We start from the raw sequence: 26,297 nt of genomic DNA, 5'->3' as shown, positions 1-26,297 counted from the left end.
TCGCCATGACCCGCACCTCGCTGCAAGCCATCACCTGGGGCACCGTCAGCGCCGCCGTGGTCAGCGCAATGCTGCTCGCCGCCGCAGGCGACGAAACGGCGGACTGGCGTTTCGAGCCACCGGGCGCCGGCGTGCGGCAGGCACCGGCGCTGCGCCCCGCCGCAGGCCCCGAGCACGCACCGCGCCGCCACGCGGCGCCCCCGCACGATCGCTCGTCGCACGAGACGACGCGCCGCTGAGTCGCCATCGCGCCGGCACGCGGCGCTGGTGTGCGGCAGAAGTCCTGCACAGGAGCGCGCGGGACGCGCGGCACTCAGCGATCCAGCGCGGCGGCCGCGCCGCGGGCCAGCGCCGCGCCCACCTCGTCGAGCCGCGCCGCGCGGGCCGGCAGGCCACTGTCGCCGCCAAGCTTCCACTGGTGCCAGTACAGCGCCACCTCGACGCCGATGTCGGGTCGCAGGCACAGCAGTTCGCCCTGAGCGAGCCGCTCGCGCACCTGCAACTCGGGCACGACGCCGATGCCCCAGCCCAGTGCGGCCGCACGCACATAGGCCTCGGAAGACGGCACGAAGCGCTCCTCGAGCCGGGGCGAGCGCACGCCGAAGGCCTGCGACACCCACTGCGTCTGCATGTCGTCCTTGCGGTTGAACACGAGGAAGGGAGCGCGTGCGAAGTTGCCGCGGTTCAGGCCGCCTTCGGCGTCGCCGCCCAGTTCGCGCGCCACGAAGGCGGGGCTGGCCACTGCGATGTAGCGCATCGTGCCGAGCGGCTCGACGCGGCAGCCGCGCAGCGCCTGCGGCACGGTCGACACGCAGCCCAGCACCTGCCCCTGGCGCAGCCATTCGTGGGTGAAGTCCTGATCGTCGACGATCAGTTCCAGCCCGAAGCCGTCCCTCATGCCCTGCTGCACCAGGTCGTCCAGCGCCGGCAGCACCCAGGTCGCCAGGCTGTCGGCGTTGACGGCGATCGGCAGCCGGGCCTGTGATTGCATGCGCTCGCCGAGCTCGCGCGCGACATCGGCGCGCATGGCCTGCAACTGACGGGCGAAGCGCAGCAGCACCTTGCCCGGCTCGGTGAGCCGCAGCGGCCGCGCGCGCACCACCAGCAGCTGCCCGACCTGGGATTCCAGCGCCCTCAAGCGCTGCGACACCGCCGACTGGGTGATCGAAAGACGTTGCGCGGCGCGCTCGAAGCTGCCGTCGTCGGCAAGCGCGGCCAGGCAATCGAGCGCCGCAGGGTCGAGGTTTTGCATGGCGTGCACCCGGCCTGAAAATCAGTCACTCTAATGTAATGTCAATAACTTGAATTTGGCTTCACTGCAGACAGGGTGCTGAGCACAATCTCGCGATGATCCCGCTCGTCAGTCCGCTCGATCCTGCCGTCCCGGCCGCCGCGTTGCAGGGCGCCTTGATGATGGCCGGCCTGATCGTCGCGATCGGTGCGCAGAACGCGCTGGTGCTGCGCCAGGGCGTGATGCGGGCGCACGTGCTGCCGGTGGTGGTGACGTGTGCGCTGTCCGACGGGTTGCTCGTCGCGCTGGGCGTGTTCGGACTGGGTGCGCTGATCGCTGCGCAGCCGCTGCTGCTGGAGGCCTTCCGCTACGGCGGTGCGGCCTTCCTGGCGGTGTACGGCTGGCGCGCCGCGCATCAGGCCTGGCGCGGCGGGAGTGCCGGACTGCAACTTGCCGGCGTCGGCGGCTCGCTTGGCGGCACGCTGACGACCACGCTCGCGCTCACCTATCTGAACCCGCACGTCTACCTCGACACCGTGGTGCTGGTGGGCGGGGTCGGTGCACAGCACGTCGGCGCCGCGCGGCTGGGCTTCGTGGCCGGGGCCTGGGCGGCGTCGGCGGCATGGTTCGCGCTGCTCGGTTTCGGCGCGGCCGGCGCGGCGCGCTTCTTGCGCCAACCGTCGGCATGGCGGGCGATCGACGCGCTCGTCGCGGTGGTGATGTGGGCGGTTGCGGCGCAGTTGCTGCTGACGCCCCTGACGCAGGCCTGAGTGGCCAAGGAGTTCGGCATGAAAGTCATCGTCCTGGGCGCCGGCATCATCGGCGTCAGCACCGCGTGGTACCTGCTCGAACAGGGGCATGAAGTCACCGTGATCGACCGCCAGCCCGATGCGGCGCTCGAGACCAGCTTCGCCAATGGGGCGCAGATCTCGGTCAGTTTCTGCGAGCCCTGGGCCAATGCCGAGGCGCCGCTGAAAGTGCTGAAGTGGCTGGCGCGCGACGACTCGCCTCTGCTGTTCCGCCCCAAGCTCGACCCGTGGCAATGGCGCTGGGGTCTGAGCTTCCTCACACAGTGCACCGACGGCGCCTTCGAGCGCAACGTGCAGCAGTTGGTCGCGCTCGGGCGCTACAGCCATGAATCGCTGAAGGGCCTGGTGGCGCAGACCGGCATCGAGTACGACCGGCTCGAGCGCGGCATCCTGCACTTCTTCAGCAGCCAGAAGGACTTCGAGGCCGGCGCGGCCGGCGCCGAGCTGATGCGCCGCCATGGCGTGGACCGCCGCGTGCTGTCGCGCGAGGAGGTGCTGCGCGTCGAGCCGGCGCTGGCCAGCTACGGTGCGCACATTGCCGGCGGCACCTACACGCCGAGCGACGAGTCCGGCGATGCGCGCGTGTTCACGCAGGAGCTGGCGAAGCGCTGTGCGGCACGCGGGGCGGTTTTCCTGTTCGGCCACGCGATCGACGGCCTGGACCGCGCAGGCGGACGGATCAGTGCGGTGCGCGTGCGCGACATCGCCTCGCGCCAGCCGCGCACGCTGCAGGCCGAGGCCTTCGTCGCGGCGCTCGGCTCCTACACCGCACCGCTGCTGCGTCCGCTGGGCGTGCACCTGAACATCTATCCGGCCAAGGGTTACTCGGCAACGCTGCAGCTCAGAGCCCCCGAACGCGCGAGTGTCGTCAGCATGATCGACGATGCCCGCAAGATCGCGGTCTCGCGGCTCGGTGACCACGTCCGCATCGCCGGCACCGCCGAACTCGCCGGCTACGACACCGGGCTCGACAGCGCCACAGCGCGCGTGCGCTGCCAGGCACTGGTGCGGCGTTACGAAGAGCTGTTTCCCGGTGTCGCCGATCTGTCCGAGCCCAATTTCTGGACCGGCCTGCGGCCCAGCACCCCGACCAACATCCCCTACATCGGCCGCAGCCGCATCGAGAACCTGTGGATCAACGCCGGCCACGGCACGCTGGGCTGGACGCATGGCGCCGGTTCGGGCCGCGCGCTGGCCGAGCTGATCAGCGGCAAGCGCCCGGCGCTCGAATTCGGCTTCTGCGGCGAGCGCGTCGCCACGACCTGGGTCGGCACGCACCGCCGCGCGGCGGCGGCGGCTTCCAACACCTGAGTCGATCACCGCGACGCCCTGCGGGAGGCGCAGAATCGCCGGTGATGGTCACGGTCACGTTCACCGCCCACCTGCAGCGCCACGTCGACTGCCCGCGACACGCGCTGCAGGCTGCCACGCTGGCCGAAGCACTTGAACAGGTGTTCCGGACGAACCCGCAGGCGCGCGGCTACCTCCTCGACGACCAGGGCGCGCTGCGCGCCCACGTCGCGGTGTTCATCGACGGGCAACGCGCGCGCGACCGCCAGCGCTTGAGCGATACGCTGCGCCCCGATGCCGAAGTGCATGTGCTGCAGGCCCTGACCGGCGGCTGAGCACCGTGCCGAGCTTCCCGACGACGAGGAGACACGCCATGTCGAACCGACTCTGGATCGCGACCCGCAAGGGCCTGCTGGGCTGGCACCGCGACACAGCCGGCTGGGTACCGGACACCGCCGCGCACTTCCTCGGCGACCCGGTCAGCCAGGTCCTGCACGATGCACGCGACGGCGCGCTGTATGCCGCGCTGAACCTCGGTCACTTCGGCTGCAAGCTGCGCCGCAGCGACGACGGCGGCGCGAACTGGCACGAGCTCCCCGCACCGGCCTACCCGAAAAAGCCCGAGGACAGCGACGATCCGACGCCCTGGGACCTGAAGCTGATCTGGAGCCTGGCCGCTGGCGGCGCCGACCAGCCCGGCGTGCTGTGGGCGGGCACCCTGCCCGGCGGCCTGTTTCGTTCGGCCGACCGCGGCGCGAGCTGGGCGCTCGTCGAGTCGCTGTGGCAGCGCCCGGAGCGCCGCGAGTGGTTCGGAGGCGGCTACGACCACCCGGGCATCCACAGCATCCTCGTCGATCCGCGCGACAGCCGCCGGCTGCTGCTCGGCATCTCGTGCGGCGGCGTGTGGCGCAGTGAGGACGGCGGCGCAAGCTGGGCACTGTCGGCCCAGGGCATGCGCGCCGCCTTCATGCCGCCCGAGCGAGCCTACGAGCAGAACATCCAGGATCCGCACCGCGTCGTGCAATGTGCGGCAGCCCCGGACACGCTGTGGGCCCAGCATCACAACGGCATCTTCGTCAGCCACGACGGCGCCCGAAGCTGGCAGGAGCTCGAGCGCGCCGGGCCTTCGGTCTTCGGCTTCGCGGTCGCGGTGCATCCGCGCGAGCCCGGGATGGCGTGGTTCGTGCCGGCAGTGAAGGACGAATGCCGCGTGCCGGTCGACGGCCGGCTGGTGGTGACGCGCACCCGCGACGGCGGCATGTGCTTCGAGACCCTGGCACGTGGTCTGCCGCCAGCGCCCGCCTACGACCTGGTCTACCGTCATGCGTTGGTGGTCGACGCCAGCGGCGAACGCCTCGCGATGGCCTCGACCAGCGGCAACCTGTGGCTCAGCGAGAACGGCGGCGAGGACTGGCGCTGCCTTTCCACTCACCTGCCACCGGTCAGCGCCCTCGCGTTCGGCTGAACGCGGCACGAGCCGTCGGGCGTGCCGTTCGTTCCTTGATCCGCGTCAAACACGGGAGCTTCTCCCCCCAGAACTCCTACGTTATGGGGATGGGTGCGCAACGGGCCGACTTCTACAGTGCCATCAACCGCTGTCACACGGAAACACGACCCGCAAGCGCGGCCGCATTGCGACACAGTTCGCCGGCCTCCTCGGTCATACAGTCCCAACGATGTCCTTCCTGAAGGACTTGCCAGCCTGCCCTTCACCGGGTGGGCTGCTTTTTTTTCAAGCGTCGAAGCCCTGCGCCAGCGCGGCCCGCAGGTGCTCGACCAGCGAGCGCACCGCACGCGGTACCTGGGGGCTGAACGGACGCAGCGCGTAGACCGCGTCGCCGAAGAATCCGACCGGCCGCCAGTCGGACAGCACTTCGCGCAGACGGCCCGACTTCAGAGCCGCCGCGGCGCTGAAGTCCGGCAGCAAGGCGAGGCCCAGTCCGGCCAGCACCGCATCGCGCAGCACCTCGGAGTTGTTGGCGCGCAAGGAGCCGGTCACCGTCACGCCCACGCGCTGCGGCTCGCCGCCGCGGCTGCCCTTGGTCGGCAGCTTCTCGAACGCCCAGACCGACGGCCCGCTGCGCAGGTAGGGCAGGCAGTCGTGGCCCGCCAGTTCGTCGGGGTGGCCCGGCGTGCCGCGTCGTCGCAGGTAGGCCGGCGAAGCCAGCAGCAGCGTGCGCGACGGGCACAGCTTCCAGGCCACGTGGCTGTCGGGCGGCGCGCTGGTGTGACGCACCGCGAGGTCGAAGCCCTCGTGCGCGAGGTTGACCAGCCGGTCCGACAGGTCGAGCTCCACGCGAATGCCCGGCCAGGCGCGCAGAAAACCTTCGAGCTGCGGCGCGACATGCTGGCGACCCAGCGCGACCGGCGCGGTCACCCGCACCAGGCCCTGGGGCTGGGAGGCCAGGTCGCGCACGCCGAGCAGGCTCTGCTCGATCTGCGCGAAGCTCGCCGCGGTTTCGTCGACCAGCTGCTTGCCGGCTTCGGTGAGCCGCACGCTGCGCGTCGTGCGCTGCAGCAGCGGCACGCCGACCGCGCGCTCGAGCTCGGCGATGCGCTGGCTGACCGCGGCCTTCGACAGGCCGAGCCGCTGGGCCGCGAGCGTGAAGCTGCCGCACTGGGCGATCACGCCCAGCGCATGCACATGCGGCCACAACGGTGTGTTCGGTGTCGTGCTCATGACGCCCATTGTTCACTCAAACGAACAATGAAGTCACGGCGCATGGCTGGTCAGGCGGCCTGCCGGCACCTAAGCTGAGGGGATCGCATCTCGAGAATTTCAAGGAATCCGACCATGGGCGCTCCCGAAGCTTTCACCGCCGCTGCCGAAATCGGCCACCACATCGGCGGCCGTGCAGTGCCGAGCACGAGCGGTCGGCGCCAGGCGGTCTACAACCCGGCCACCGGCGCGGTCGCGCGCCAGGTCGCGCTGGCCTCGGCCGACGAGGTGAACGCCGCGGTCGCCGCCGCGCAGGCCGCCTTCCCGGCCTGGGCCGACACGCCGCCGCTGCGCCGCGCGCGGGTGCTGAACAAGTTCCTGCAACTGCTGGGCGAGCAGCGCGACACGCTGGCCGCGATGATCACCGCCGAGCACGGCAAGGTGTTCACCGACGCGCAGGGCGAGGTCACGCGCGGCATCGAGATCGTCGAGTTCGCCTGCGGCGCGCCGCAGCTGCTGAAGACGGATTTCACCGACCAGGTCGGCACCGGCATCGACAACTGGGTGCTGCGCCAGCCGCTGGGCGTGGTGGCCGGCATCACGCCGTTCAACTTCCCGGTGATGGTGCCGATGTGGATGTTCCCGATGGCCATCGCCACCGGCAATACTTTCGTGCTCAAGCCCAGCGAGCGCGACCCCAGCCCCAGCCTCTTCCTCGCCGAGCTGCTGAAGCAGGCCGGCCTGCCCGACGGCGTGTTCAATGTCGTGCAGGGCGACAAGCTGGCGGTCGACACGCTGCTGACCCACCCCGATGTGAAGGCGGTGAGCTTCGTCGGCTCGACGCCGATCGCGCAGTACATCTACGAGACCGGCGCGAAGCACGGCAAGCGCGTGCAGGCGCTGGGCGGCGCGAAGAACCACATGGTGGTGATGCCCGACGCCGACCTGGAGCAGAGCGTCGACGCGCTGATCGGTGCGGCCTATGGCTCGGCCGGCGAGCGCTGCATGGCGATCTCGGTTGCGGTGCTGGTGGGTGACGTGGCCGACCAGATCGTGCCCAAGGTGGCCGAGCGCGCCAGGGCGCTGAAGGTCAAGAACGGCATGGAACTCGATGCCGAGATGGGTCCGGTCGTCACGCGGCAGGCGCTCGAGCGCATCGAGGGCTACATCGCCCACGGTGTCGGCGAAGGCGCGACGCTCGTCGTCGACGGCCGCGGCTGCAAGGTGCCCGGTCATGAAGCCGGCTTCTTCACCGGCGGCACGCTGTTCGACCACGTGACGCCCGAGATGAAGATCTACAAGGAAGAGATCTTCGGCCCGGTGCTGGTATGCGTGCGTGTGCCCGACTTCGCCAGCGCGGTGGCGCTCGTCAACGCGCACGAGTTCGGCAACGGCGTGGCCTGCTTCACGCGCGACGGCCATGTGGCACGCGAGTTCTCGCGCCGCGTCCAGGTCGGCATGGTCGGCATCAACGTGCCGATCCCGGTACCGATGGCCTGGCACGGCTTCGGCGGCTGGAAGAAGAGCCTGTTCGGCGACCTGCATGCCTACGGCGAAGAGGGCGTGCGCTTCTATACGAAGCAGAAGTCGATCATGCAGCGCTGGCCCGAAAGCACGGCCAAGGGCGCCGAGTTCGCGATGCCGACGGCGAAGTGACTTGGGACAGCACGCGGGCGCCGTGCGCGACGCCCGTCAGCCGCCCGGCCAGCGCCAGCTGAGCTGCTGCGGCGCGCTCCCGATCTGCACGGTCTTGCGCTGCACCTGACCGCCGACATCGGCTTCCAAGGTGTAGCTGCCCGGTGGCAAGCTCATCATCAGGATCGGCCCGGCATTGCGGATCTCGAGCGGCTCGCCGGTCGCGCCGCGCACCGTCACCCGATCGGCCACGACGTACTGTCCGCCCTGTCCGCTGAACACGTTACGCAGTGCAAAGTCCGGCCGCATCCGCTCGATTGCCGCGCGGGCCTCTTCCCCCGCGCCACCGTTCACGTAGGCGATACCGCCGGCGTGTTCGACACGCGGCAGCGGCGGGCCATCGGGCGCGGTCTGCGCGGCAGCGCCCGCCACCAGCGCGGCGGCAAAGGTCAACGCGCCCAGCGCGGTCTGCAGTGTGGTCTTCATGGTCGGGCCCCTCATCGGCTTCGGTGTCCTTCAGCGTAGAAGGACCGGACCGCGACCGCTGTCGGTGCGAGACGCGCCGGTCTGTCGGACGCAGTCGACAGCGCGCCTCATGCCAAGTCGCGTGCACCCGTATCAAATCAGCCGGCGTCTTTCGGCCGGTTGCGGTGTTCGGTGTCTTGTCCGGCAAGCTGACCGCCAAACGTCAGCGCGAGCACTGCGCCGGGTCGCTGTGTTGCGTTCATGCCCAGCCGCTTGTATCGCGGCTGGATCAGGTCCCCACGACACCGCCGTCGAGCCGCCGGATCGCGATGGTGGCCGAGCGCGGCCGCCCGCCGCCGGGCCAGGTCGACACCTTCCTGGCCGCCGCCGGGTCGCCGTGGTCGTTGCCGCCTTCTCCCGGGTGCTGGATGTTGACGAACAGCGTTCGCATGTCGGCGGTGCCCACGGTGCCGGTGATCTCGCAGCCCACCGGCCCGGTGAGGAAGCGCCGCACCTCGCCGCTGCGCGGGTCGGCGGCCAGCAGCATGTTGTTGCCCAGGCGCGCATAGTCGCCACGGCCCAGCGACGAGCCCGAGGCGTCGGTCTGTATCCACAGCACGCCGCGCGGATCGAACCACAGCCCGTCGGGGCTGCCGAAGGCATCGCCCTTCACGTTGCCGCGCGCCTCGGCGCGCTCGTTGGCCGGATCGCCGGCCAGCATGAAGTGATCCCACAGGAAGCGCGTCGCGGCATGGCCGCCCACCTCGGTCCAGCGGATCACCTCGCCCATGGTGTTGTTGGCACGCGGGTTGGCGGCGTCGACCCCCGGCTGTCCTTCGGTCCCGCGGTCGCTGTTGTTGGTGAGCGAGCAGTACAGCGTGGCGGTGCGCGGATCGCCCGCGATCCATTCCGGGCGGTCCATCTTGGTCGCGCCGACCCGGTCGCTCGCCTGGCGCGACTTGATCAGCAGCTCGCCCTGGTCCGCGAAGCCGGCGGATGCGTCGAGCCCGTTCTGCCCATGCACCAGCGCAATCCATTCGCCCGAGCCGCCGGCGTCGAAGCGGGCCACGTAGAGCGTGCCGTGGTCCAGCACCTCGCGGTTGTTGGCGTAGCCGCCGGTGCGCACCGGATCGCGCGACACGAACTTGTAGAGGTACTCGAAGCGCGCGTCCTCGCCCATGTAAACCACCGCACGGCCGTCGGCCGCCTGCGTGACGAAGGCCCCCTCGTGCGCGGCGCGGCCGAGCGCGGTGCGCTTGACCGGCGTGCTGCGCGGATCGAAGGGGTCGATCTCCACCACCCAGCCAAAGCGGTTGAACTCGTTGGGGTGCAGCGTCGCGTCGAAGCGCGCGTCGTGCTCGTGCCAGCGCAGGCCATAGCCGCCCGGCACCATGCCCCAGCGCTTGGCGTGTGCATCGGGCTGCGGCGGGCCGCTGAAGTAGCCGACGAAGTTTTCCTCGCAGCTCAGGTAGGTGCCCCAGGGTGTCACGCCATGGGCGCAATTGTTGAAGGTGCCGATCACCTGCCGGCCGCCGGGGTCGAACTCGGTCCTCATCAGCGTGTGGCCGGCGGCCGGGCCACCGATCCACATCGGTGTTCGGGCGCTGATGCGCCGCGCGTAGGACGAGGGTCGCTGCACCGCCCAGCGGCCGTCCGCCGCGCGCGCCAGCTCGACCACCGACACGCCCAGCGCCGCCTGCGACTTGCGCACCTTCTCGGCGCTCCAGGTCTTCATGCCGTCGGCGTGCAGCAGGCCTTCGTCGGTGTACTCGTGGTTCACCACCAGCAGGCCGCGGTCGCTGCCGGCGGCGAAGAAGTGCATGCCGTCGTGGTGCATGCCGGCCTGCAGCAGCTGCTCGTCGGCGCTGTTGCCGGCATCGGGCTGAAAGGCGGGCTGACCGGCCGCCAGGCCCGGCACACCGATCGGGTCGCCCCAGGCATAGAGCAGCTCGGCCACATAGCCGGGCGGCACCACGACGGCGTCGGCGCTCGACACCGGCACCGAGCGAAAGCCCAGCAACGCACCGCCACGCGCCAAAGCCGCCTGACCGCAACCGGCCAGCGGCGCGAGCAGGCCGCCGACGGTGGCCGCCAGCCCGCCGCGCAACAGCACGCGCCGCGCCGGATCGCTGAGCGCGTGGAGGTCGGGGTTGGCGCAGGCATTGGAGTCCTCCATCATCGAAAAGTCCTTGGGCATGTCCTGCGGTCCGGTTCGGGTGCGTTCTCTCGGCGGGCGGTGCGGCGGGCAGCAGCCTGCGCTAACCTGCCCCCATGAAACCCCTGTTGCTCGTTACCGGCGCCAGCCGCGGCATCGGCGCCGCCACCGCGACGCTCGCTGCCGCGCAAGGCTGGGCCGTGGCCCTCAACTATGCCCGTGACGCGGCCGCTGCGCGCGCCGTGGTCGAGTGCCTCCGTGCCGCCGGCGGAGAAGCCGAGGCCTTCCGCGCCGACGTGGCCGACAGCACGCAGGTGCAGGCGATGTTCGGCGCGGTCGACGATCACTTCGGCGCCGGCCGCCTGCGCGGGCTGGTCAACAACGCGGGCGTGGTCGACATCGCCGCGAGGGTCGACGCGATGACGCCCGAGCGCGTGCAGCGCATGTTCGCGGTCAACGTGTTCGGCAGCTTCTGGTGCGCCCGCGAGGCGCTGCGGCGCATGAGCCGCGTGCACGGCGGCGCGGGCGGCGCGATCGTCAACCTGTCGTCGGCCGCCACGCGCATCGGCTCGCCCGGCCAGTACGTCGACTACGCCGCGGCCAAGGGCGCGATCGACACCTTCACGCTCGGCCTGGCGCGCGAGGTGGCGGGCGAAGGCGTGCGCGTCAACGCGGTGCGCCCGGGCATCATCGACACCGAGATCCACGCCTCCGGCGGTCAACCGGACCGCGCCCGGCGCGCCGCGCCGCAGCTGCCGATGCAGCGCGCCGGCACCGCCGACGAAGTGGCGCAGAGCATCGTGTGGTTGCTGTCCGACGCGGCGAGCTATGTCACCGGTGCGCTGCTCGACGTGTCGGGCGGCCGCTGACTGGCGCACCCGGAGCGCCGCGGCCCTCAGCGCCGCTCGATGATCACCGGCACCAGCTGCAAGGCCTCGCGCACCCGCTGCGCAGCGCCCTGGGCCTCGTCACGCGTGGCGTAGGGCCCCGCCTGGAGGCGGTACAGCGGCGCCTCCCTGAAGACCGCCACCAGCGGCGCGAGCCACTCCAGCTCGCTCGCGACGCGCTGGCGGAAAGCGACGGCCCCGTCCCGGTCGCGGAATGCACCCAGTTGCACCCAGAAGCCGCGCGCCGCGCTCGTGTCCGCACGGGCCGGGCTGCCGCTGGCGACCGGCGCCTCGGTGTCGGGCAAGTCGGCCAGCGCCACGCTCTGCGGTGTCGGCACAACGGGAGCTGTCGCCGTTGCCGGCCCCGGCGGGGGCGCCGGCAACGGGGCGGGCGGGGCAGCCGCCACCTGCGCGGCCTCTTCTGCCAGCGACGCCGCCGGGGCCGGGGTGCTGCGCCGCCAGGCCCCGGTGCGGATGTCCTCGGAGGTGATGCGCTCCACTTCCACCGGCGCGACCCCGCGCAGCAGGTCGAGCTTGAGCGCCGCGGTGTAGCTCAGGTCGATGATGCGCCCGGCCGCGAAGGGACCACGGTCGTTGACACGCACCACCACCTCGCGGCCGTTGGCCGGGTTGCGCACGCGGGCATAGCTCGGCAGCGGCATGGTCTTGTGCGCGGCCGTCATCGCGTGCATGTCGTAGATCTCGCCGCTCGCCGTCTTACGGCCGTGGAACTTGCGGCCGTACCAGGACGCGAGGCCCTTTTCCCGGAGCGGCAGGTCGCGGGTCTCGGGCGTGTAGCTGCGGCCCAGCACGTCGTAGGGCTTGTTCGGCCCGCCCGGGCGGATGGCCTCGACCTTCGGCTCGGCGTCGGGCACACGCGCCAGGTCGGCGGGGATCTCGGTGGCCGGCCCGTCGCGGCCGCTCGCGGGGCCTTGCTTCGGCGCCGATCCGCACGCTGCCAGCAGCAGGGCCAGCACGCCCGCCAGCCCTGCGCGCCACCACGGCAGCACGGCAGCGCAGGTCGTGAAGGAGGAGCGGGCGGGCATGGCGCGAACCATAACCGAGCCAAGACCCTGGGCGAAAGCCGCCTTGTCACACTGCTCGCCGGCGCAGCCCGCACGGGCGTGGCCGTTCCCGGGGCCTTGCGACGGGCGATCGAAGGCCTGGTCGGCGTCTTCATGGGGGTTGTGTGCGCGGCCGCCTGCGCCGGGTCGATCAGCCGAGGGCGTGTGGCCTTGTAGAACGATCACCGAACCACCGCCGTTTCGCAGCCGAAGCCGCGTCCTGCACTGCGCAGGAGGCCGTCTCGCGCACCCTCACAACTCGCGGCTCAGCGTGATGCTGCCGAACGAAGGCCGCTGCTGCTGGCCGTTGAACTCGCGCGTGCCGAAGTTGCGGGCGAACGCGAGCTTCCAGTCACCGGCCAGCACTGCCACGCCGAGTGCCACGTCGCCAACCAGCAGACGCTTGTGGACGTGGTGGCTGTGGCGAAAGCTGTTGCCGTCGAGCGTGATGTCGTGCAGCACCAGGCGCGTGTCGGCGTTCAGGAAGGCATGCCATGACCAGCCGACGAAGGAGCGCTCGAAACGCAGCGGCGCGGTGTTCTCGCCGGCCGGCCGCAGCGGGCTGGAGCCGAAGTCGTCGGGCAGCCGGTAGCCCGCACGCACTTCGAAGCCGACGTTGGCACCGGTCAGTAGATTGCCCAAGGTCCCGCCCCAGTGCGTGATCGCGTCCCAGCGCAGGCCGTCGCTCGCAGGCGTCAGCGCATAGCTGCCCCAGCGCTGCGAGCGCTCGTGCAGCAGCAGCACGACCGGCTCGTTCTCGAGCTGGTTGTCCCAGCCCTTGAAGTGGGCGGAGCCGAACACGCGGTGGAAGAACTTCTGCGTCTGCTCCGCATAGGAGGCCGGCCCGACCACACCGAGGGCGAGTTGCGTGGCCCACAGCTGGTTGCCGAGGCGGGCGTTGTAGCCCGCGCTCAGCAGCAGCACGCCGGCGTAGGGACGGTCGTCCTCGATCAGGTCGCTGCGTTCGGGGTCCTTCGGCGTGTAGATGGCCTGGCCAAGGCCGAACACGAGGTTGCGCTGTTCATAGTTCTCGGGGCTCAGCCACTCGAGCCGGCGGTTCAGCCAGCGCGCCCAGGGCGGCAGGCAGGCGTCGTTGGCATGACGATCGAGGTTGGGCGTGACGGCCTTGATCTGCAGGCCGCTGGTATAGCCCTGGTCCTGGCGCGCGAGCACGTCGTTCTCGAGGCGGAACACCAGCAGTTCCGGATTGAACTCGCCCTTCACGAGGCGGTTGCAGTCTTCTTCGGCAGACACCGCGGGCGCCGCGAGCGCGAGCCACGCGGCCACGGCGCAGCAGCGCGCGATCCAGGGACCTGCCCCGAAGGCCATGCCGGCCCCCCTCTGCTGCGGTCGCATCATGCAGCGCTGACGAGGCTGTACCGGTGGGCGCGATCGGCTGCAGCGGGTCGATATTTCATGGGCGCGAAGAGTAACAGCGCCGGGGTTGCACCGGAAGTGGCGGGTTTCGAAAGTGCCTGCTCTACGATGCACACCAGCCAGCCGCTCCATCGGACAGCGCAGCCGGCCTCCACCGCAGCCCACACGACACCCACATGGACCCCTACGACCACGACCTCGAACGCGGCATGCGCAACCGCCGCGCCCTCCTCGGCGACGCCTGGGTGAACAAATCGATCGCGAGCGCCAACGCCTTCACCGCCGATTTCCAGAACTTCATCACCCGCTACGCCTGGCACGAGATCTGGGGCCGGCCCGGGCTGGACGCGAAGACGCGCCGCATCATCGTGCTGGCCATCACCTGCGCGCTGGGCCGCTGGGAGGAGTTCGAGCTGCACCTGCGCGCGGCGCTGGTCGGCGGCTCGGGCGCGAGCCTGGGGGCCGGCGACGACGGCCCCACCGGCCTGACGCCAGAGGAGGTGAAGGAGGTGCTGATGCAGGCCGCCATCTATGCCGGCGTGCCGGCAGCGAACACCGGCGTGTCGATCGCGGTGAAGCTGCTGCGCGAGCTGGGCCGCGAGCTGCCGCCGCAGCCGGCCACCGAAGTCGCCCACACCGGCAGCGGCCGGTCCTTCCGTACCGCCAGCACGCCGGCACTGCACTACACGGTGCGCGAGCCGCGCTCGAAAGCGGTGCCCCGCCACACCATCGTGCTCGGCCACGCGCTGGGCTGCGACGCGAGCCTGTGGGATGCGCTGGCCAACGGGCTCGCCGCCGAGCACCGCGTGATCTGCCACGACCACCGCGGCCACGGCGGCTCCGACGCGCCGGCCGGCCCGTACACGATGGCCGAGCTGGCCGACGACGCCGAGCGCCTGCTCGCCGAACTCGATGCCGGCCCGGTGGTGTGGATCGGGCTGTCGCTGGGCGGCATGGTCGGCCAGGAGCTGACGCTGCGCCATCCGCAGCGCGTGAAGGCGCTGGTGATCGCGAATTCGACCTCGGGCTTCGACGCGGCGGGCCGCAACGCCTGGAGCGAGCGCATCGCGACGATCGAGCGCGACGGCCTGGAGGCGATCGCCGATGCCACGATGCAGCGCTGGTTCAGCGCGCCTTTCCACGCGGCGCAACCGGCGACGGTGGCGCGCTGGCGCCGCCGCGTGGTCAGCACCTCGGTGCAGGGCTACCTGGGCGCATGCCACGCGGTGATGCAGCACGACTGCACAGCGCGGTTGCCGCGGATCGGCGTGCCCACGCTGGTGCTCGCCGGCGCACTGGATCAGGGCACGCCGGTGGCGATGTCGCAAACCATCGCGCAGGCAGTACCCGGAGCGCGGCTGGTGGTGATCGGGGACACCGCCCACCTGAGCGCCCTGGAGCAGCCGGGCCCGTTCACGGCAGCGGTGCACGATTTCATCGCCGGGCTCGCGTGAGCACGGGAACCTCGCCGTGACTTCGCCCACCAACCGATCTTTCAAGCAGCATGGCGCCGGGCCGGCTTACGTTTTGTAGCCCGGCCGGCGCCGAGGATGGGAGGATAGGCGCGTGATCCATTCCTTGCGCAGTCTCGCCGTGGTGCTGTCGCTCGCCATCGGTGCCGGTGGCTGCAGCACCTCGAGCACCCAGATCGGCGGCGCGTCCGACATGGCGATCGCCGACCAGGCACTGCCCCAGCAGGGCGGCGTGGCGCGCTGCGAGAAGCGGCTGGGCACGGTGGCGATCACCGAGGCCGAGATCAACAGCCAGGCCCTGCTGTCGGCCGGCCTGCCGCGCTCGATGGCGCCCCTGGTGCGTCACCTGCTGATCCGCAGCGGCTGCTTCAACGTGGTGGACCGCGGCGCGGCCTACTCGCTGCTCGAGGCGGAGCGCAAGCTGCGCGAGCAGCTCGGCACCGACGCCAACGCCACGACCTCCAGACACCTGCAGCCGCTCGACTACATCATGCGCGCCGAGATCGTGTTCGCCGAACAGATCGGCCAGACCAAGGGCGTGCTCGGCGGCGTGTTCGGTGACGTGATCGGCGGCATCGGCGGGCAGTACAACAAGAAGGAAGCGGTGGTGCTGCTGAGCGTGGTGGATGCGCGCACCAGCGAGATCACCAGCTCGGTGTTCGGCCGCGGCACCAGCGACTCGGCCGGCCTCGGCAGCCTGGTGCTGAGCAGCGGCGTGTTCGCGATCGACGGCGGCTGGGCCGATACACCGCAGGCCAAGACAGTTGCAGCTGCACTGGTCGATGCGTGGAACCGCACGCTGCCCAAGCTACCGAGTGCGGAGGTCGCCCCGCCGCTGAAACCAACACCTGCGCCCGCGCCCACACCGGCGCCTGCCGAAGCGCCGGCCTCCGCGCCCGAAGCCGGCGCGGCGCACTGACGCGCCGGCCGGCCGCCTGCGGAGACCGAGCGGTGTTGACGAGGCCGCCGGGCGAGCGGCTCCGCTCATGTCCCCCGGCGCCGGCCCGAGGGCCGACCCCTCCTCCTCTACTTCGCTGCGCCGCTCACCCGACGCCCTCGCCAGCACTCATGGTTTCCGCATACGAGGGTGTTCAAGCGCCGGCAGGCCACGGTGGTGGCAGCGCTGGGGCGGGTCGTTGTGTGGAGTGAAGTAAAGGAGGAGGACCGGGCGTCAGCCCGGGCCGGGGGACATGAACGCAACACAGCGACCCGGCGCAGCGCCCTCGCCGACGTTTGGCGGTCAGCTTTCCCGACAAGACTCCGAACACCGCAACAAGCCCCGGCCCGATCTTCAACCCGATGCGCTTGAATGCAATGCCGTATCAGCGGCCCGGCCGCCAGCCCAGCCCGGCACTCGTGCCGCCGCGCGGCCGGTATTCGCAACCGACCCAACCCTGGTAGCCCAGCCCGTCGATCACACCGAACAGGTAGGGGGCATTCAGTTCGCCGACATCGGGCTCCTGGCGCTCGGGCACACCGGCAATCTGCAGGTGGCCGACGCGGCCGGTGGGCAGGTAGCGGCGCAGCTTCATCGCCACGTCGCCCTCGACCACCTGGCAGTGGTAAAGGTCCATCTGCACCTTCAGGTTCGGCGCGCTGACGAGTTCCACGATCTCGTGCGCGTGGTCCTGCCGGTTCAGGAAGTAGCCCGGCATGTCGCGCAGGTTGATCGGCTCGATCAACAGCTCGATGCCGCTGCCGGCGGCCTGGCGCGCGGCCCAGGCGAGGTTCTCGACGAAGGTCGGCTGCAGCGCGGCGCGCTCGCTGCCGGCCGGCAGGCGGCCCGCCATCACGTGCACGCGCGGGCAGCGCACCGCCTGCGCATAGGCAATCGCCTCGTCGATCGAAAGTCGGAATTCGCTCTCGCGGCCCGGCAGCGCCGCGAGGCCGCGCTCGCCGCCCGCCCAGTCGCCGGGCGGCGCGTTCATCAGCACCAGCGGCAGCCCGCTGTCGGCGAGCCGCGCTGCGAAGCCGGCTGCCGGGTGCTCGTAGGGGAACTGGCATTCGACGGCCTCGAAGCCGTCGCGCGCGGCGGCCGCGGCGCGGTCGAGAAAGGGGTGCTCGGTGTAGAGCAGCGTCAGGTTGGCGGCGAAACGGGGCATGTGCGCATGCTGCCAGCTTCCGCCGGCCTCGGCATCAAGGCCGGCGCTTCGGCCCGGCCTGCAGGTCGTCGAGGATGGGGCAGTCGGCGCGGTCGTCACCGTGGCAGTGCCGTGCCAGGTCTTCGAGCGTGCGCTGCATGGCCTGCATCTCGTCGATGCGCCGCTGCAGGTCGGCGGCGTGCTTCTGCGCCACCTGCTTGACCTCGCGGCTGGCGCGCCCGCGGTCCTGCCACAGCGACAGCAGCACGCGGATCTCTTCCATGCCGAAGCCCAGCTCGCGCGCGCGGCGGATGAAGCGCAGCGTGTGCACCTCACGCATCGAGTAGCGCCGGTAGCCCGCCTCGCTGCGCGCCACCGGAGGCAACAGGCCGAGGCTTTCGTAGTGGCGAACCATCTTCGCGGACACACCGCTGCGCTGCGCCGCTTCGCCGATGAGCCAGGCCGCGGGCGTTGCCGTGGCCGGCGCTGCCACGCGCTTCATGAGCGCGCCTGCGGCTTCCAGCGCTTGAGCAGCAGCGCATTGCCCAGCACGCTGACGCTGCTGAGCGCCATCGCCGCGCCGGCGAACACCGGGTTCAGCAGCCCGAAGGCGGCGAGCGGCAGGCCGACCGCGTTGTAGACGAAGGCCCAGAACAGGTTCTGCCGGATCTTGCGGGTGGTGAGGCGCGAGATCGAGATCGCCTCGGCCACCAGCGCCGGATCGCCGCGCATCAGCGTGATGCCGGCGGCGTGCATCGCCACGTCGGTGCCACCGCCATCGGGGTTCGCCATCGCGATGCCGACATCGGCCGCGGCCAGCGCCGGCGCATCGTTGATGCCGTCGCCGACCATCGCCACCGGCCCGCTTTCATGGCGCAGGCCGGCGATCACCGCCGCCTTGTCGGCCGGCAGCACCTCGGCGCGCACGTCATCGATGCCCAGCGCCTGCGCGACCGCCTGCGCGGCGCCCGGCTGGTCGCCGGTGACGAGCACGGTGCGCAGGCCGAGCGCCTGCAGCTGCTTCACCGCGGCCTCGGCACCGGGCTTGAGCGTGTCGCCGAAGGCGAGCAGCGCCAGCAGCGTCGGTGCGGCGCTCAGGTCGGCGAGCCACGACACGGTGCGGCCCTGGCGCTGGTGCCCGGCCGCCAGCGCTTCCAGCGGCGCGAGGTCGACGCCGAGCTCGCGCATCCAGCGCGTGCTGCCGAGCCTGAGCGCGCGCCCGTCAATGCTCGCGGCCACGCCGCGGCCGGCGACCGCCTGCACGCCCTGCGCCGCCGGCACCGCCAGCGCGCAGGCCGCGGCGGTGACCGCACGCGCCAGCGGGTGCTCGCTGCCGGCCTGCACCGCCGCGGCCAGCGCCAGCGCCGCGTCGTGCGCACCGGTCGCCTTCAGCTCGACCAGCGTGGGCCGCCCGACCGTCAGCGTGCCGGTCTTGTCGAACGCGACCACGCGCAGGCCCTGCGCGGCCTCCAGTGCCGCAGCGTCCTTGACGAGGATGCCGTGCTGCGCCGCCACGCCGGTGCCGGCCATCAGCGCGGCCGGTGTGGCCAGGCCCAGCGCGCAGGGGCAGGCGATCACCAGCACCGCCACCGCGTTCAGCGTCGCGCGCGACCAGTCGCCGCCGCCCAGGCCCCAGCCCAGCAGCGTGACCGCCGCCAGCACCAGCACCACCGGCACGAACACCGCGCTGACGCGGTCGACCAGTTGCTGGATCGGCGCCTTGGCGGCCTGCGCCGTTTCCACCAGCCGCACGATGCGCGCCAATGTCGACTCGGCGCCGAGCGCGGTGGCGCGCACACGCAGCAGGCCCTCGCCGTTGAGCGAGCCGCCGATCACGCGGTCGCCCGCGCCGCGCGCCACCGGCAGGCTCTCGCCGGTGAGCAGGGCTTCGTCGAGGTGGCTCTCGCCGGCGTCGATGAGCCCGTCGACCGGCACCCGCTCGCCGGGGCGGATCACGACGACATCGCCGCGCACCAGCGCCGCGACCGGCCGTTCGGTCTCGACGCCGTCGTGCAGCACCCGCGCCGTCTCCGGCCGCAGCGCCTGCAGCGCGCGGATCGCTTCGGTGGTCTGGCGCTTCGCACGCGCTTCCAGCCATTTGCCCAGCAGCACCAGCGTGATCACCACCGCCGAGGCCTCGAAGTACAGGTGCGCCGCACCGTGCCCCGCCTGCCCGGACAGCAGATGCCACAGGCTCAGGCCGTAGGCCGCCGAAGTGCCGAGCGCGACCAGCAGGTCCATGTTGCCGCTGCCCGCGCGCACCGCGTGCCAGCCGTTGCGGTAGAAGCGCGCGCCGAGCCAGAACTGCACCGGCGTCGCCAGCGCCCACTGCCACGCGCCGGGCAGCATGCGGTGCTCGCCCCACAGCAGCGCCAGCATCGGCAGCACCAGCGGCAGCGACAGCAATGCGGCCAGCGCGACGCGCCAACCCTGGGAGGCCTCGCCCGGTGCCGCCACCGGCGCGGGGCCGTCCTCGGGCGCGAAGTGCGCCTCGTAGCCGGCCGCTTGCACGGCGGCCTCGAGCACGCTGGGCAAGGTGCCGGGCGCGGCCCGCACCTGCGCGGTCTCGGTCGCCAGGTTCACCGTGGCCTCGGCGACGCCGGGCACCTTCTTCAGCGCCTTCTCGACGCGCATCACGCACGAGGCGCAGCTCATGCCATCGATGCTCAGGGTCAGCGGGGGGGCGGTGGTACTCATGGCGAGGGCACAGTGTCGACCTTCCCATCATGGCAAAGTCAAACGCCTCCGACATTGACCTCACGCAAGGCGGGGTGCGGACGGGCGCTTGACCTTCCCACCGAGGCAAGGCCCAAGATCGGCAATATCAACCCACCGGAGATCGCGATGATCGAGTTCGAAGTCAAGGACATGACCTGCGGCCACTGCGTCGGCGCCATCACCCGGGCCATCACGGCGCTGGATCCGGACGCCAAGGTGCACACCGAGTTGCCGACGCACCGCGTGCGCGTCGGCACCAGCGTGCCGCGCGCACAGGTGGCACATGCCCTCAAGGAGGCCGGCTACACGCCGACGCCGGTGTTGTGAGGCGCGGCGGCGAGTGGGCAAGACCCGGCGATGCGGCCGGGCAGTCGCCGCAAAGGCCGCCGAGTCGCTCCGGCGGGGACGCCTGCTGGCGGGATATGTCCACAGCCCGTGCTTCCATCAGACTTGCACGAACGCAGCGCCGAGAGCGTCTAGCGCTCGAACGCCTCGGCGACGCCCAGCACCCGGCCGGTCTCGCCGGCCTCGTAGCCCACCAGTGACGACACCGAGGAACGGTAGGCCGGCGACTGCATCAGGTCCAGCACGGTACGCATCGCCGGCCGGTTGAGCGCAGCGGTGGGCAGCGCGAAGAAGTAGCGCTCGCGCACCAGCGGGATGAAGGGCAACCCGAAGCGCTGGGCCGCCGTCTGCACGCCGATGCCCACGTCGGCCATGCCGCTGGCGATGTAGGCGGCCACCGCCGCGTGGGTGAACTCGGTGCTCTCGTAACCGCTGATTTCGGCCGGCACCACGCCGGCCTGGTTCAGCAGCAGTTCGGTCAGCATGCGCGTGCCCGAGCCCTCGGGCCGGTTGACGAAGCGCACGCCGGGCCGTTGCAGGTCGGCCAGGGTGCGGATGCGCTTGGGGTTGCCCGGTGCGACGAACAGGCCCTGGGTGCGCACCGCCAGGTGCACCAGGCTGTGCATCTGCGGTTTCAACCACTTCATGTAGCGCTTGACCGCCGGGGCCTCGAACTCGCCGATCGGCACGTGGAAGCCGGCCAGATCGCACTCGCCGCGCGCCAGCGCCGACACCGACTCGAAGCTGTTGCGGTAGCGCAGCTCGACCGACAGTGAGGCGGCTTCGAGCTTCTCGACCAGCGCCGCGACCGCGAAGCCGTGGCTGGCGTGCAGCCGCAGCGCGGCCGAGCCGTCGGCGCGCGGCGGGAGGGTGCGCACCAGTTCGTTCTCCAGTTCGGACGCCAGTGACGACAGCAGCGGCGACAGCCGCGCCGCGATGCGGCGGTCGGCCCAGATCAGCTTCTCGGCCAGCGGCGTCAGCGTCGAGCCCCGACCCCGGCCTGCATTGACGAGCGGGTAGCCGAACAGTTCTTCGGCCCGCTTCACCTGACCCCAGGCATGGCGGTAGGACAGGCCGACGCTGCGCGCCGCCTGCGCGATGGCGCCGGTCTCCTGGATCGCGGCCAGCAGGGTCAGCAGCGCCGTGGTGTCGACGAGGTGATCGACGTCCTGGGCGACGCCCCAGTGAGGGGTGATCTGGATCCGCATGATTAGGCGGCCTTGTGCATATCAGAGTGAGGCATTGTCGCTATCGTCCGTGGACAAGACAGCGGCCGGGCATATGCTCATTGAAACATAAGCGAACGCCGCCAATACCCAAGGAATTCCCGAGCTATGAATGCGCCCGTGATCCCGATCCAGGTTCTGCGCGACCCGGCCGTCAAACCGCGCCGAGCCTCGGGTGACCGCCCGGTCGATGCCCTGGCGTTGAGTACCGTGCAGGCCCTGCTGGCGGCACGGCCGCAGACACCGCTGCGGCGCGATCTGCTGATCGAACACCTGCACACGCTGAACGAGCATTTCGGCCAGTTGCGCACCGATCGCCTGGCCGCGCTGGCACAGTTGCTGCGGCTGTCGCAGGCCGAAGTTTATGAAGTGGCGAGCTTTTATCACCACTTCGAAATCGCGCAACCCAGGGCCGACGGCAGCTACGACGAACCGGCGCCGCTGACCGTGCGGGTGTGCGACGGCATCGCCTGCGAGCTGGCCGGCGCCCAGGCCCTGCTGACCCGCCTGCCCGCGCTGCTGGGGACCGAGGTGCGCGTAATCGCCGCCCCGTGCATCGGCCGCTGCGAGCAGGCGCCGGCCGCCGTCGTGCACCAGTGCCCGGTGCCGAACGCGACGCCCGAGGCCGTGCAGGCCGTGGTCGCCGCCGGCCGGACGCGCGACGAACCCGCGTCCTACACCACGCTCGCGCCCTATCACGACGCCGGCGGCTACCGCACGCTGCGGCAGTGCCTGAGCGGCGAACGGCCACTGGAGACCGTGCTGGCGACGATGGAAGCCTCGGGCCTGCGCGGCCTGGGCGGCGCCGGTTTCCCGGCCGGGCGCAAGTGGCGCATCGTGCGCGGCCAGGCGGCGCCGCGCCTGATGGCGGTGAACATCGACGAGGGCGAGCCCGGCACCTTCAAGGACCGCCACTACCTCGAGCGCGACCCGCACCGCTTCCTCGAAGGCCTGCTGATCGCGGCCTGGGCGGTCGGCGTCGACGCGATCTACATCTACCTGCGCGACGAGTACCACGGCTGCCGCGCGATCCTCGAGCGCGAGCTCGCGGCGCTGCGCGCCGACCCGCCGATGCGCGACATGCCGGCGATCGAGCTGCGCCGCGGCGCCGGCGCCTACATCTGTGGCGAGGAGTCCGCGATGATCGAGTCGATCGAAGGCAAGCGCGGCATGCCGCGGCTGCGCCCGCCCTACCTGGCGCAGGTCGGCCTGTTCGGGCGTCCGACGCTGGAGCACAACTTCGAGACGCTGTACTGGGTGCGCGACATTCTCGAGAAGGGCGGCGACTGGTTCGCCGGCCATGGCCGCCACGAGCGCAAGGGGCTGCGCTCGTTCTCGGTGAGCGGGCGCGTGAAGAAGCCGGGCGTGCACCTCGCGCCGGCCGGCATCACGCTGCGTGAGCTGGTCGATGAATATTGCGGCGGCATGCTGGACGGCCACCGGCTGCACGCCTACCTGCCGGGCGGCGCCTCCGGCGGCATCCTGCCCGAACGGCTGGCCGACGTGCCGCTGGACTTCGACACGCTGCAGCCGCACGGCTGCTTCATCGGCTCGGCGGCGGTGGTGGTGCTGTCGGACCAGGACCGCGTGACCGACGTGGCGCGCAACCTGATGCGATTCTTCGAGCACGAGAGCTGCGGCCAGTGCACGCCCTGCCGTTCTGGCACCGCCAAGGTCAACGAGTTGATCGCCGGCGACCGCTGGGACCTGCCGCTGCTCGCCGAGCTGTCGCAGGTGATGCGCGACGCGTCCATCTGCGGCCTGGGCCAGGCGGCGCCGAACCCGGTGGACTGCGTGATCAAGTACTTTGCGGAAGAGCTGACGGCATGAACGCACCGCTGACCTCGAAGCTGCTCGCGCCACAGGCCGCGACGCTGGAGTTCTCGCTCGACGGCCGCACGGTCACCGCCGGCGCCGACGAGACGATCTGGGCCGTCGCGAAGCGCGAGGGCACGACCCTCCCGCACCTGTGCCACAAGGAGGGCCTGACGCCGGCCGGCAACTGCCGCGCCTGCGTGGTCGAGGTCGAGGGCGAACGGGCGCTGGCCGCCTCGTGCTGCCGCAACGTCAGCGCCGGCATGAAGGTGCAGACGCAGAGCCCGCGCGCCGCGTCGGCCCGCAGGATGGTGGTCGAGCTGCTGGTCAGCGACGCCGGTGCCACCACCGACACCTACACCAAGGCCTCGGAACTCAGCCAATGGGCCGAACAGCTGGCCGTGCCGCGCGGGCGCCTGCCGCAGCGCGACGCGCCGCATTACGCCGTGGCCGACCCCTCTCACCCGGCGATCGCGGTGAACCTGGACGCCTGCATCCAGTGCACGCGCTGCCTGCGCGCCTGCCGCGACGAGCAGGGCAACGACGTGATCGGCCTGGCCTTCCGCGGCGCGCACGCGCAGATCACCTTCGACGCCGGCGCGACGCTGGGCGAATCGAGCTGCGTGGCCTGCGGCGAATGCGTGCAGGCCTGCCCGACCGGGGCGCTGATGCCGGCCAAGGGCGCCGGCCTGCTGGACGTGACGAAGCAGGTGGACTCGGTCTGCCCCTACTGCGGCGTGGGCTGCCAGCTCACCTGGAACGTCGGCCCGAACGCGCAAGGCGAGGAACGCATCCATTTCGTCACCGGCCGCGACGGCCCGGCCAACCACGGGCGGCTGTGCGTGAAGGGCCGCTACGGCAGCGACTACATCCACAACCCGCGCCGCCTGACCCGTCCGCTGATCCGGCGCACCGGCGTGAAGAAGGACGCGGCCGACATCGAGCGCGTCAAGCTCGGCGAACTGCCGCTCGACGCGCTATTCCGCGAGGCGAGCTGGGACGAGGCGCTGGAGCTCGCCGCTGGTGGCCTGGCGAAGATCCGCGATGGCGCCCCCGCCCTGGCCGGCTCTTCGTCCCTGGGCTTCGGCTCGGCGCTGGCCGGCTTCGGCTCGGCCAAGGGCAGCAACGAGGAGGCTTACCTGTTCCAGAAGCTGGTGCGCACGGCGATGGGCAGCGCCCACGTCGACCACTGCACGCGGCTGTGCCACGCGAGCTCGGTCGCCGCGCTGCTCGAGGGGATCGGCTCCGGCGCGGTCAGCAACCCGGTGGCCGACGTGGCCCAGGCCGGACTCATCTTCCTGATCGGCGCCAACCCAACCGTCAACCACCCGGTTGCCGCGAGCTGGATCAAGAACGCGGTCGACCGCGGCACCAAGCTGGTGATCTGCGATCCGCGCCAGACCTCGCTGACGCGCCGCGCCACCTGGCACCTGCAGTTCCGCCCCGACACCGACGTGGCGCTGCTCAACGGCCTGCTGCACGTGATCGTGGCCGAGGGGCTGGTCGACGAGGCCTTCGTGAAGGCCCGCGTCAACGGCTACGAGGCGCTGAAGGCCTCGGTCGCCGAGGCCACGCCGGAGCGCATGAGCGAGATCTGCGGCATCCCGGCCGACACGCTGCGCGACGTGGCGCGCGCCTTCGCCACCAGCAAGGGCTCGATGATCCTGTGGGGCATGGGCGTGAGCCAGCATGTGCACGGCACCGACAACGCGCGCGGCCTGATCGCGCTGGCGCTGCTGACCGGCCAGATCGGTCGCCCCGGCACCGGACTGCATCCGCTGCGCGGCCAGAACAATGTGCAAGGCGCGAGCGATGCCGGGTTGATCCCGATGATGCTGCCCAACTACCAGCGCGTCTCGGACGCCGCGGTGCGCACGCACTTCGAGGCGCTGTGGCATTCGCCGATCGATGCGAAGGCCGGCCTCACCGTGGTGGAGATCATGCATGCCGTGACCGAGGGCCGCATCCGCGGCCTCTACGTCGAGGGCGAGAACCCGGCGATGAGCGACCCCGACCTCGCCCACGCCCGCAAGGCGCTGGCAAGCCTGGAGCACCTGGTGGTGCAGGACATCTTTGCCACCGAGACGGCGATCCTGGCCGACGTGATCCTGCCGGCCTCGGCGCAGCCCGAGAAATGGGGCAGCTACACCAACACCGACCGGCTGATCCAGATCGGCCGCCCGGCCCTGACGCCGCCCGGCGAAGCGCGGCAGGACCTGTGGGTGATCGAGCAGGTCGCACGCCGGCTCGGCGCCGACTGGAACTACTGGCAGCCCGAGGACGGCAATGGCCAGGCGGCGGCCGAAGCGCCGGTCGCACGCGCCTACGAAGAGATGCGCAGCGTGATGGAGCCGCTGGCCGGCGTGCCGTGGACACGGCTGGTGCGCGAGGAAGCCGTCGTCACGCCGGCCTCCCGCGAGGACCGACCCGGCGAGGACGTGGTCTTCATCGACCACTTCCCCACCGCCGACGGCCGCGCCACCCTGGTGCCGACCCGCTTTCGCCCGGGTGCCGAGCAGGTCGATGCCGAATACCCCTTCGTGCTCACCACCGGCCGCGTGCTCGAGCATTGGCACACCGGCGCGATGACGCGCCATGCCAGCATGCTCGACGCGATCGCGCCCGAGGCGCTGATGTCGCTGCATCCCGCGGACGCCCTGACGGTCGGCGTGCGTGATGGCCAAGCGGTGCTGATGTCGACACGCCATGGCGCGGTGCAGGCCCGCGTTCGCATCAGCACCGAGGTCCAACCGGGCCAGGTGTTCCTGCCCTTCGCCTTCTGGGAAGCGGCCGCCAACAAGCTCACCGGCGATGCGCTCGACGCGGTGGCGAAGATCCCCGGATTCAAGGTCACGGCGGTGAAGCTCAGCGCGCTGGCCTAGGGCTTGTCGACGCTGCGGGACGGCGCGTGCGCGGCGTTGGCCGGGTCCGGCGAATCGGAGAGCGCGCCTGAGTCCCTCGATCAGGCGCCGTCCTACAAGAAGAACCGGGGCCGTCCGACGGACCTCGACGGGGCCATGGTGAGACAGTGCGGCTGTCGGCCCTGTCGCCGACCCATCACCCCCTCA

At 71.3% G+C, this 26,297-nt stretch carries 22 protein-coding genes; 12 read left to right on the top strand and 10 right to left on the bottom strand.

All coding sequences use genetic code 11. From position 1 onward, the window contains the following. Positions 1-5 precede the first annotated feature (5 nt). Positions 6-239 (top strand): hypothetical protein, encoded by a 234-nt coding sequence (locus ACQY9S_RS18610; RefSeq protein WP_428421757.1) that lies wholly within the window; start codon positions 6-8, stop codon positions 237-239. Between the two features lie 74 nt (positions 240-313). Here the strand turns inward: ACQY9S_RS18610 and ACQY9S_RS18605 are convergent, their stop codons facing one another. After that, positions 314-1,252: a LysR family transcriptional regulator ArgP gene (locus tag ACQY9S_RS18605; RefSeq protein WP_428421756.1), complete on the bottom strand. Its 939-nt coding sequence runs from the start codon at positions 1,250-1,252 to the stop codon at positions 314-316. A gap of 95 nt (positions 1,253-1,347) precedes the next feature. On the opposite strand from ACQY9S_RS18605, the gene ACQY9S_RS18600 reads away from it, so the two are divergent. The 4 genes from ACQY9S_RS18600 to ACQY9S_RS18585 are packed head-to-tail and all read left to right on the top strand — an operon-like array spanning position 1,348 to position 4,795. Beyond that, on the top strand, positions 1,348-2,001 hold the full coding sequence (locus ACQY9S_RS18600; protein ID WP_428421754.1) for a LysE/ArgO family amino acid transporter: 654 nt from the start codon (positions 1,348-1,350) through the stop codon (positions 1,999-2,001). 18 nt (positions 2,002-2,019) lie between these two features. Beyond that, positions 2,020-3,351: a D-amino acid dehydrogenase gene (locus ACQY9S_RS18595; protein ID WP_428421752.1), complete on the top strand. Its 1,332-nt coding sequence runs from the start codon at positions 2,020-2,022 to the stop codon at positions 3,349-3,351. Between the two features lie 44 nt (positions 3,352-3,395). Beyond that, a complete protein-coding gene (locus ACQY9S_RS18590) occupies positions 3,396-3,665 on the top strand; it encodes a MoaD/ThiS family protein (RefSeq protein WP_428421750.1) in 270 nt (89 codons plus the stop codon). A 38-nt stretch (positions 3,666-3,703) separates the two neighbouring features. After that, the gene (locus ACQY9S_RS18585; RefSeq protein WP_428421748.1) at positions 3,704-4,795 is read left to right on the top strand and encodes a WD40/YVTN/BNR-like repeat-containing protein; all 1,092 of its coding nucleotides are present in this window, start codon (positions 3,704-3,706) and stop codon (positions 4,793-4,795) included. A 267-nt stretch (positions 4,796-5,062) separates the two neighbouring features. Here the strand turns inward: ACQY9S_RS18585 and ACQY9S_RS18580 are convergent, their stop codons facing one another. Next, a complete protein-coding gene (locus ACQY9S_RS18580; RefSeq protein ID WP_428421747.1) occupies positions 5,063-6,010 on the bottom strand; it encodes a LysR family transcriptional regulator in 948 nt (315 codons plus the stop codon). 114 nt (positions 6,011-6,124) lie between these two features. Here ACQY9S_RS18580 and ACQY9S_RS18575 point away from each other — a divergent pair, with 114 nt between their 5' ends. Beyond that, complete coding sequence (locus tag ACQY9S_RS18575; RefSeq protein WP_428421745.1) at positions 6,125-7,645, top strand: CoA-acylating methylmalonate-semialdehyde dehydrogenase; 1,521 nt, start codon at positions 6,125-6,127, stop codon at positions 7,643-7,645. A gap of 36 nt (positions 7,646-7,681) precedes the next feature. Here the strand turns inward: ACQY9S_RS18575 and ACQY9S_RS18570 are convergent, their stop codons facing one another. Together ACQY9S_RS18570 and ACQY9S_RS18565 are read right to left on the bottom strand one after the other, a co-directional pair. Continuing rightward, entirely contained in the window at positions 7,682-8,110 is a 429-nt protein-coding gene (locus ACQY9S_RS18570) for a hypothetical protein (protein ID WP_428421743.1), read from the bottom strand. 268 nt (positions 8,111-8,378) lie between these two features. Further along, on the bottom strand, positions 8,379-10,286 hold the full coding sequence (locus ACQY9S_RS18565; protein ID WP_428421742.1) for a PhoX family protein: 1,908 nt from the start codon (positions 10,284-10,286) through the stop codon (positions 8,379-8,381). A 74-nt stretch (positions 10,287-10,360) separates the two neighbouring features. Here ACQY9S_RS18565 and ACQY9S_RS18560 point away from each other — a divergent pair, with 74 nt between their 5' ends. Further along, positions 10,361-11,113 carry an SDR family oxidoreductase gene (locus ACQY9S_RS18560; protein WP_428421741.1) on the top strand — a complete coding sequence of 251 codons (753 nt, stop codon included), beginning with the start codon at positions 10,361-10,363 and terminating at the stop codon, positions 11,111-11,113. 26 nt (positions 11,114-11,139) lie between these two features. On the opposite strand, the gene ACQY9S_RS18555 is transcribed toward ACQY9S_RS18560, so the two are convergent. Both ACQY9S_RS18555 and ACQY9S_RS18550 read right to left on the bottom strand, forming a co-directional pair. Then, positions 11,140-12,177 carry a septal ring lytic transglycosylase RlpA family protein gene (locus ACQY9S_RS18555; RefSeq protein ID WP_428421740.1) on the bottom strand — a complete coding sequence of 346 codons (1,038 nt, stop codon included), beginning with the start codon at positions 12,175-12,177 and terminating at the stop codon, positions 11,140-11,142. Between the two features lie 270 nt (positions 12,178-12,447). Further along, positions 12,448-13,524, bottom strand: a complete 1,077-nt coding sequence (locus tag ACQY9S_RS18550) for a lipid A deacylase LpxR family protein (RefSeq protein WP_428421738.1) — start codon at positions 13,522-13,524, stop codon at positions 12,448-12,450. 224 nt (positions 13,525-13,748) lie between these two features. Between ACQY9S_RS18550 and pcaD the strand changes: the two genes are divergently transcribed. Together pcaD and ACQY9S_RS18540 are read left to right on the top strand one after the other, a co-directional pair. Further along, entirely contained in the window at positions 13,749-15,026 is a 1,278-nt protein-coding gene (gene pcaD, locus ACQY9S_RS18545) for a 3-oxoadipate enol-lactonase (protein ID WP_428421736.1), read from the top strand. A 112-nt stretch (positions 15,027-15,138) separates the two neighbouring features. Continuing rightward, positions 15,139-15,963, top strand: a complete 825-nt coding sequence (locus ACQY9S_RS18540; RefSeq protein ID WP_428421734.1) for a CsgG/HfaB family protein — start codon at positions 15,139-15,141, stop codon at positions 15,961-15,963. Between the two features lie 403 nt (positions 15,964-16,366). Here the strand turns inward: ACQY9S_RS18540 and otnI are convergent, their stop codons facing one another. From otnI to ACQY9S_RS18525, 3 genes are read right to left on the bottom strand one after another with little or no spacing between them, the layout of a single operon-like run. After that, on the bottom strand, positions 16,367-17,146 hold the full coding sequence (otnI, locus tag ACQY9S_RS18535) for a 2-oxo-tetronate isomerase (protein ID WP_428421732.1): 780 nt from the start codon (positions 17,144-17,146) through the stop codon (positions 16,367-16,369). Between the two features lie 34 nt (positions 17,147-17,180). After that, positions 17,181-17,627 carry a Cu(I)-responsive transcriptional regulator gene (gene cueR / locus ACQY9S_RS18530; RefSeq protein ID WP_428421730.1) on the bottom strand — a complete coding sequence of 149 codons (447 nt, stop codon included), beginning with the start codon at positions 17,625-17,627 and terminating at the stop codon, positions 17,181-17,183. Further along, positions 17,624-19,822, bottom strand: a complete 2,199-nt coding sequence (locus ACQY9S_RS18525; protein WP_428421728.1) for a heavy metal translocating P-type ATPase — start codon at positions 19,820-19,822, stop codon at positions 17,624-17,626. The genes cueR and ACQY9S_RS18525 overlap by 4 nt, the downstream gene beginning before the upstream one ends. A 147-nt stretch (positions 19,823-19,969) precedes the next feature. On the opposite strand from ACQY9S_RS18525, the gene ACQY9S_RS18520 reads away from it, so the two are divergent. Beyond that, entirely contained in the window at positions 19,970-20,170 is a 201-nt protein-coding gene (locus tag ACQY9S_RS18520) for a heavy-metal-associated domain-containing protein (protein WP_428421726.1), read from the top strand. Positions 20,171-20,319: 149 nt separating this feature from the next. Here ACQY9S_RS18520 and ACQY9S_RS18515 read toward each other — a convergent pair whose 3' ends face one another. Then, complete coding sequence (locus tag ACQY9S_RS18515; RefSeq protein WP_428425816.1) at positions 20,320-21,399, bottom strand: substrate-binding domain-containing protein; 1,080 nt, start codon at positions 21,397-21,399, stop codon at positions 20,320-20,322. Positions 21,400-21,522: 123 nt separating this feature from the next. On the opposite strand from ACQY9S_RS18515, the gene ACQY9S_RS18510 reads away from it, so the two are divergent. Further along, positions 21,523-23,244 (top strand): NADH-ubiquinone oxidoreductase-F iron-sulfur binding region domain-containing protein, encoded by a 1,722-nt coding sequence (locus tag ACQY9S_RS18510; RefSeq protein ID WP_428421725.1) that lies wholly within the window; start codon positions 21,523-21,525, stop codon positions 23,242-23,244. Next, positions 23,241-26,111, top strand: coding sequence for a formate dehydrogenase subunit alpha (fdhF, locus tag ACQY9S_RS18505; RefSeq protein ID WP_428421723.1), 2,871 nt, complete (start codon positions 23,241-23,243; stop codon positions 26,109-26,111). The genes ACQY9S_RS18510 and fdhF overlap by 4 nt, the downstream gene beginning before the upstream one ends. Positions 26,112-26,297: the final 186 nt, after the last annotated feature.

This window comes from Methylibium sp. (genome assembly GCF_965279545.1).
GTDB lineage: Bacteria > Pseudomonadota > Gammaproteobacteria > Burkholderiales > Burkholderiaceae_C > Methylibium.
The sequence above is the reverse complement of the archived record's forward strand: the minus strand, read 5'-3'. Positions and strand labels throughout refer to the sequence as shown.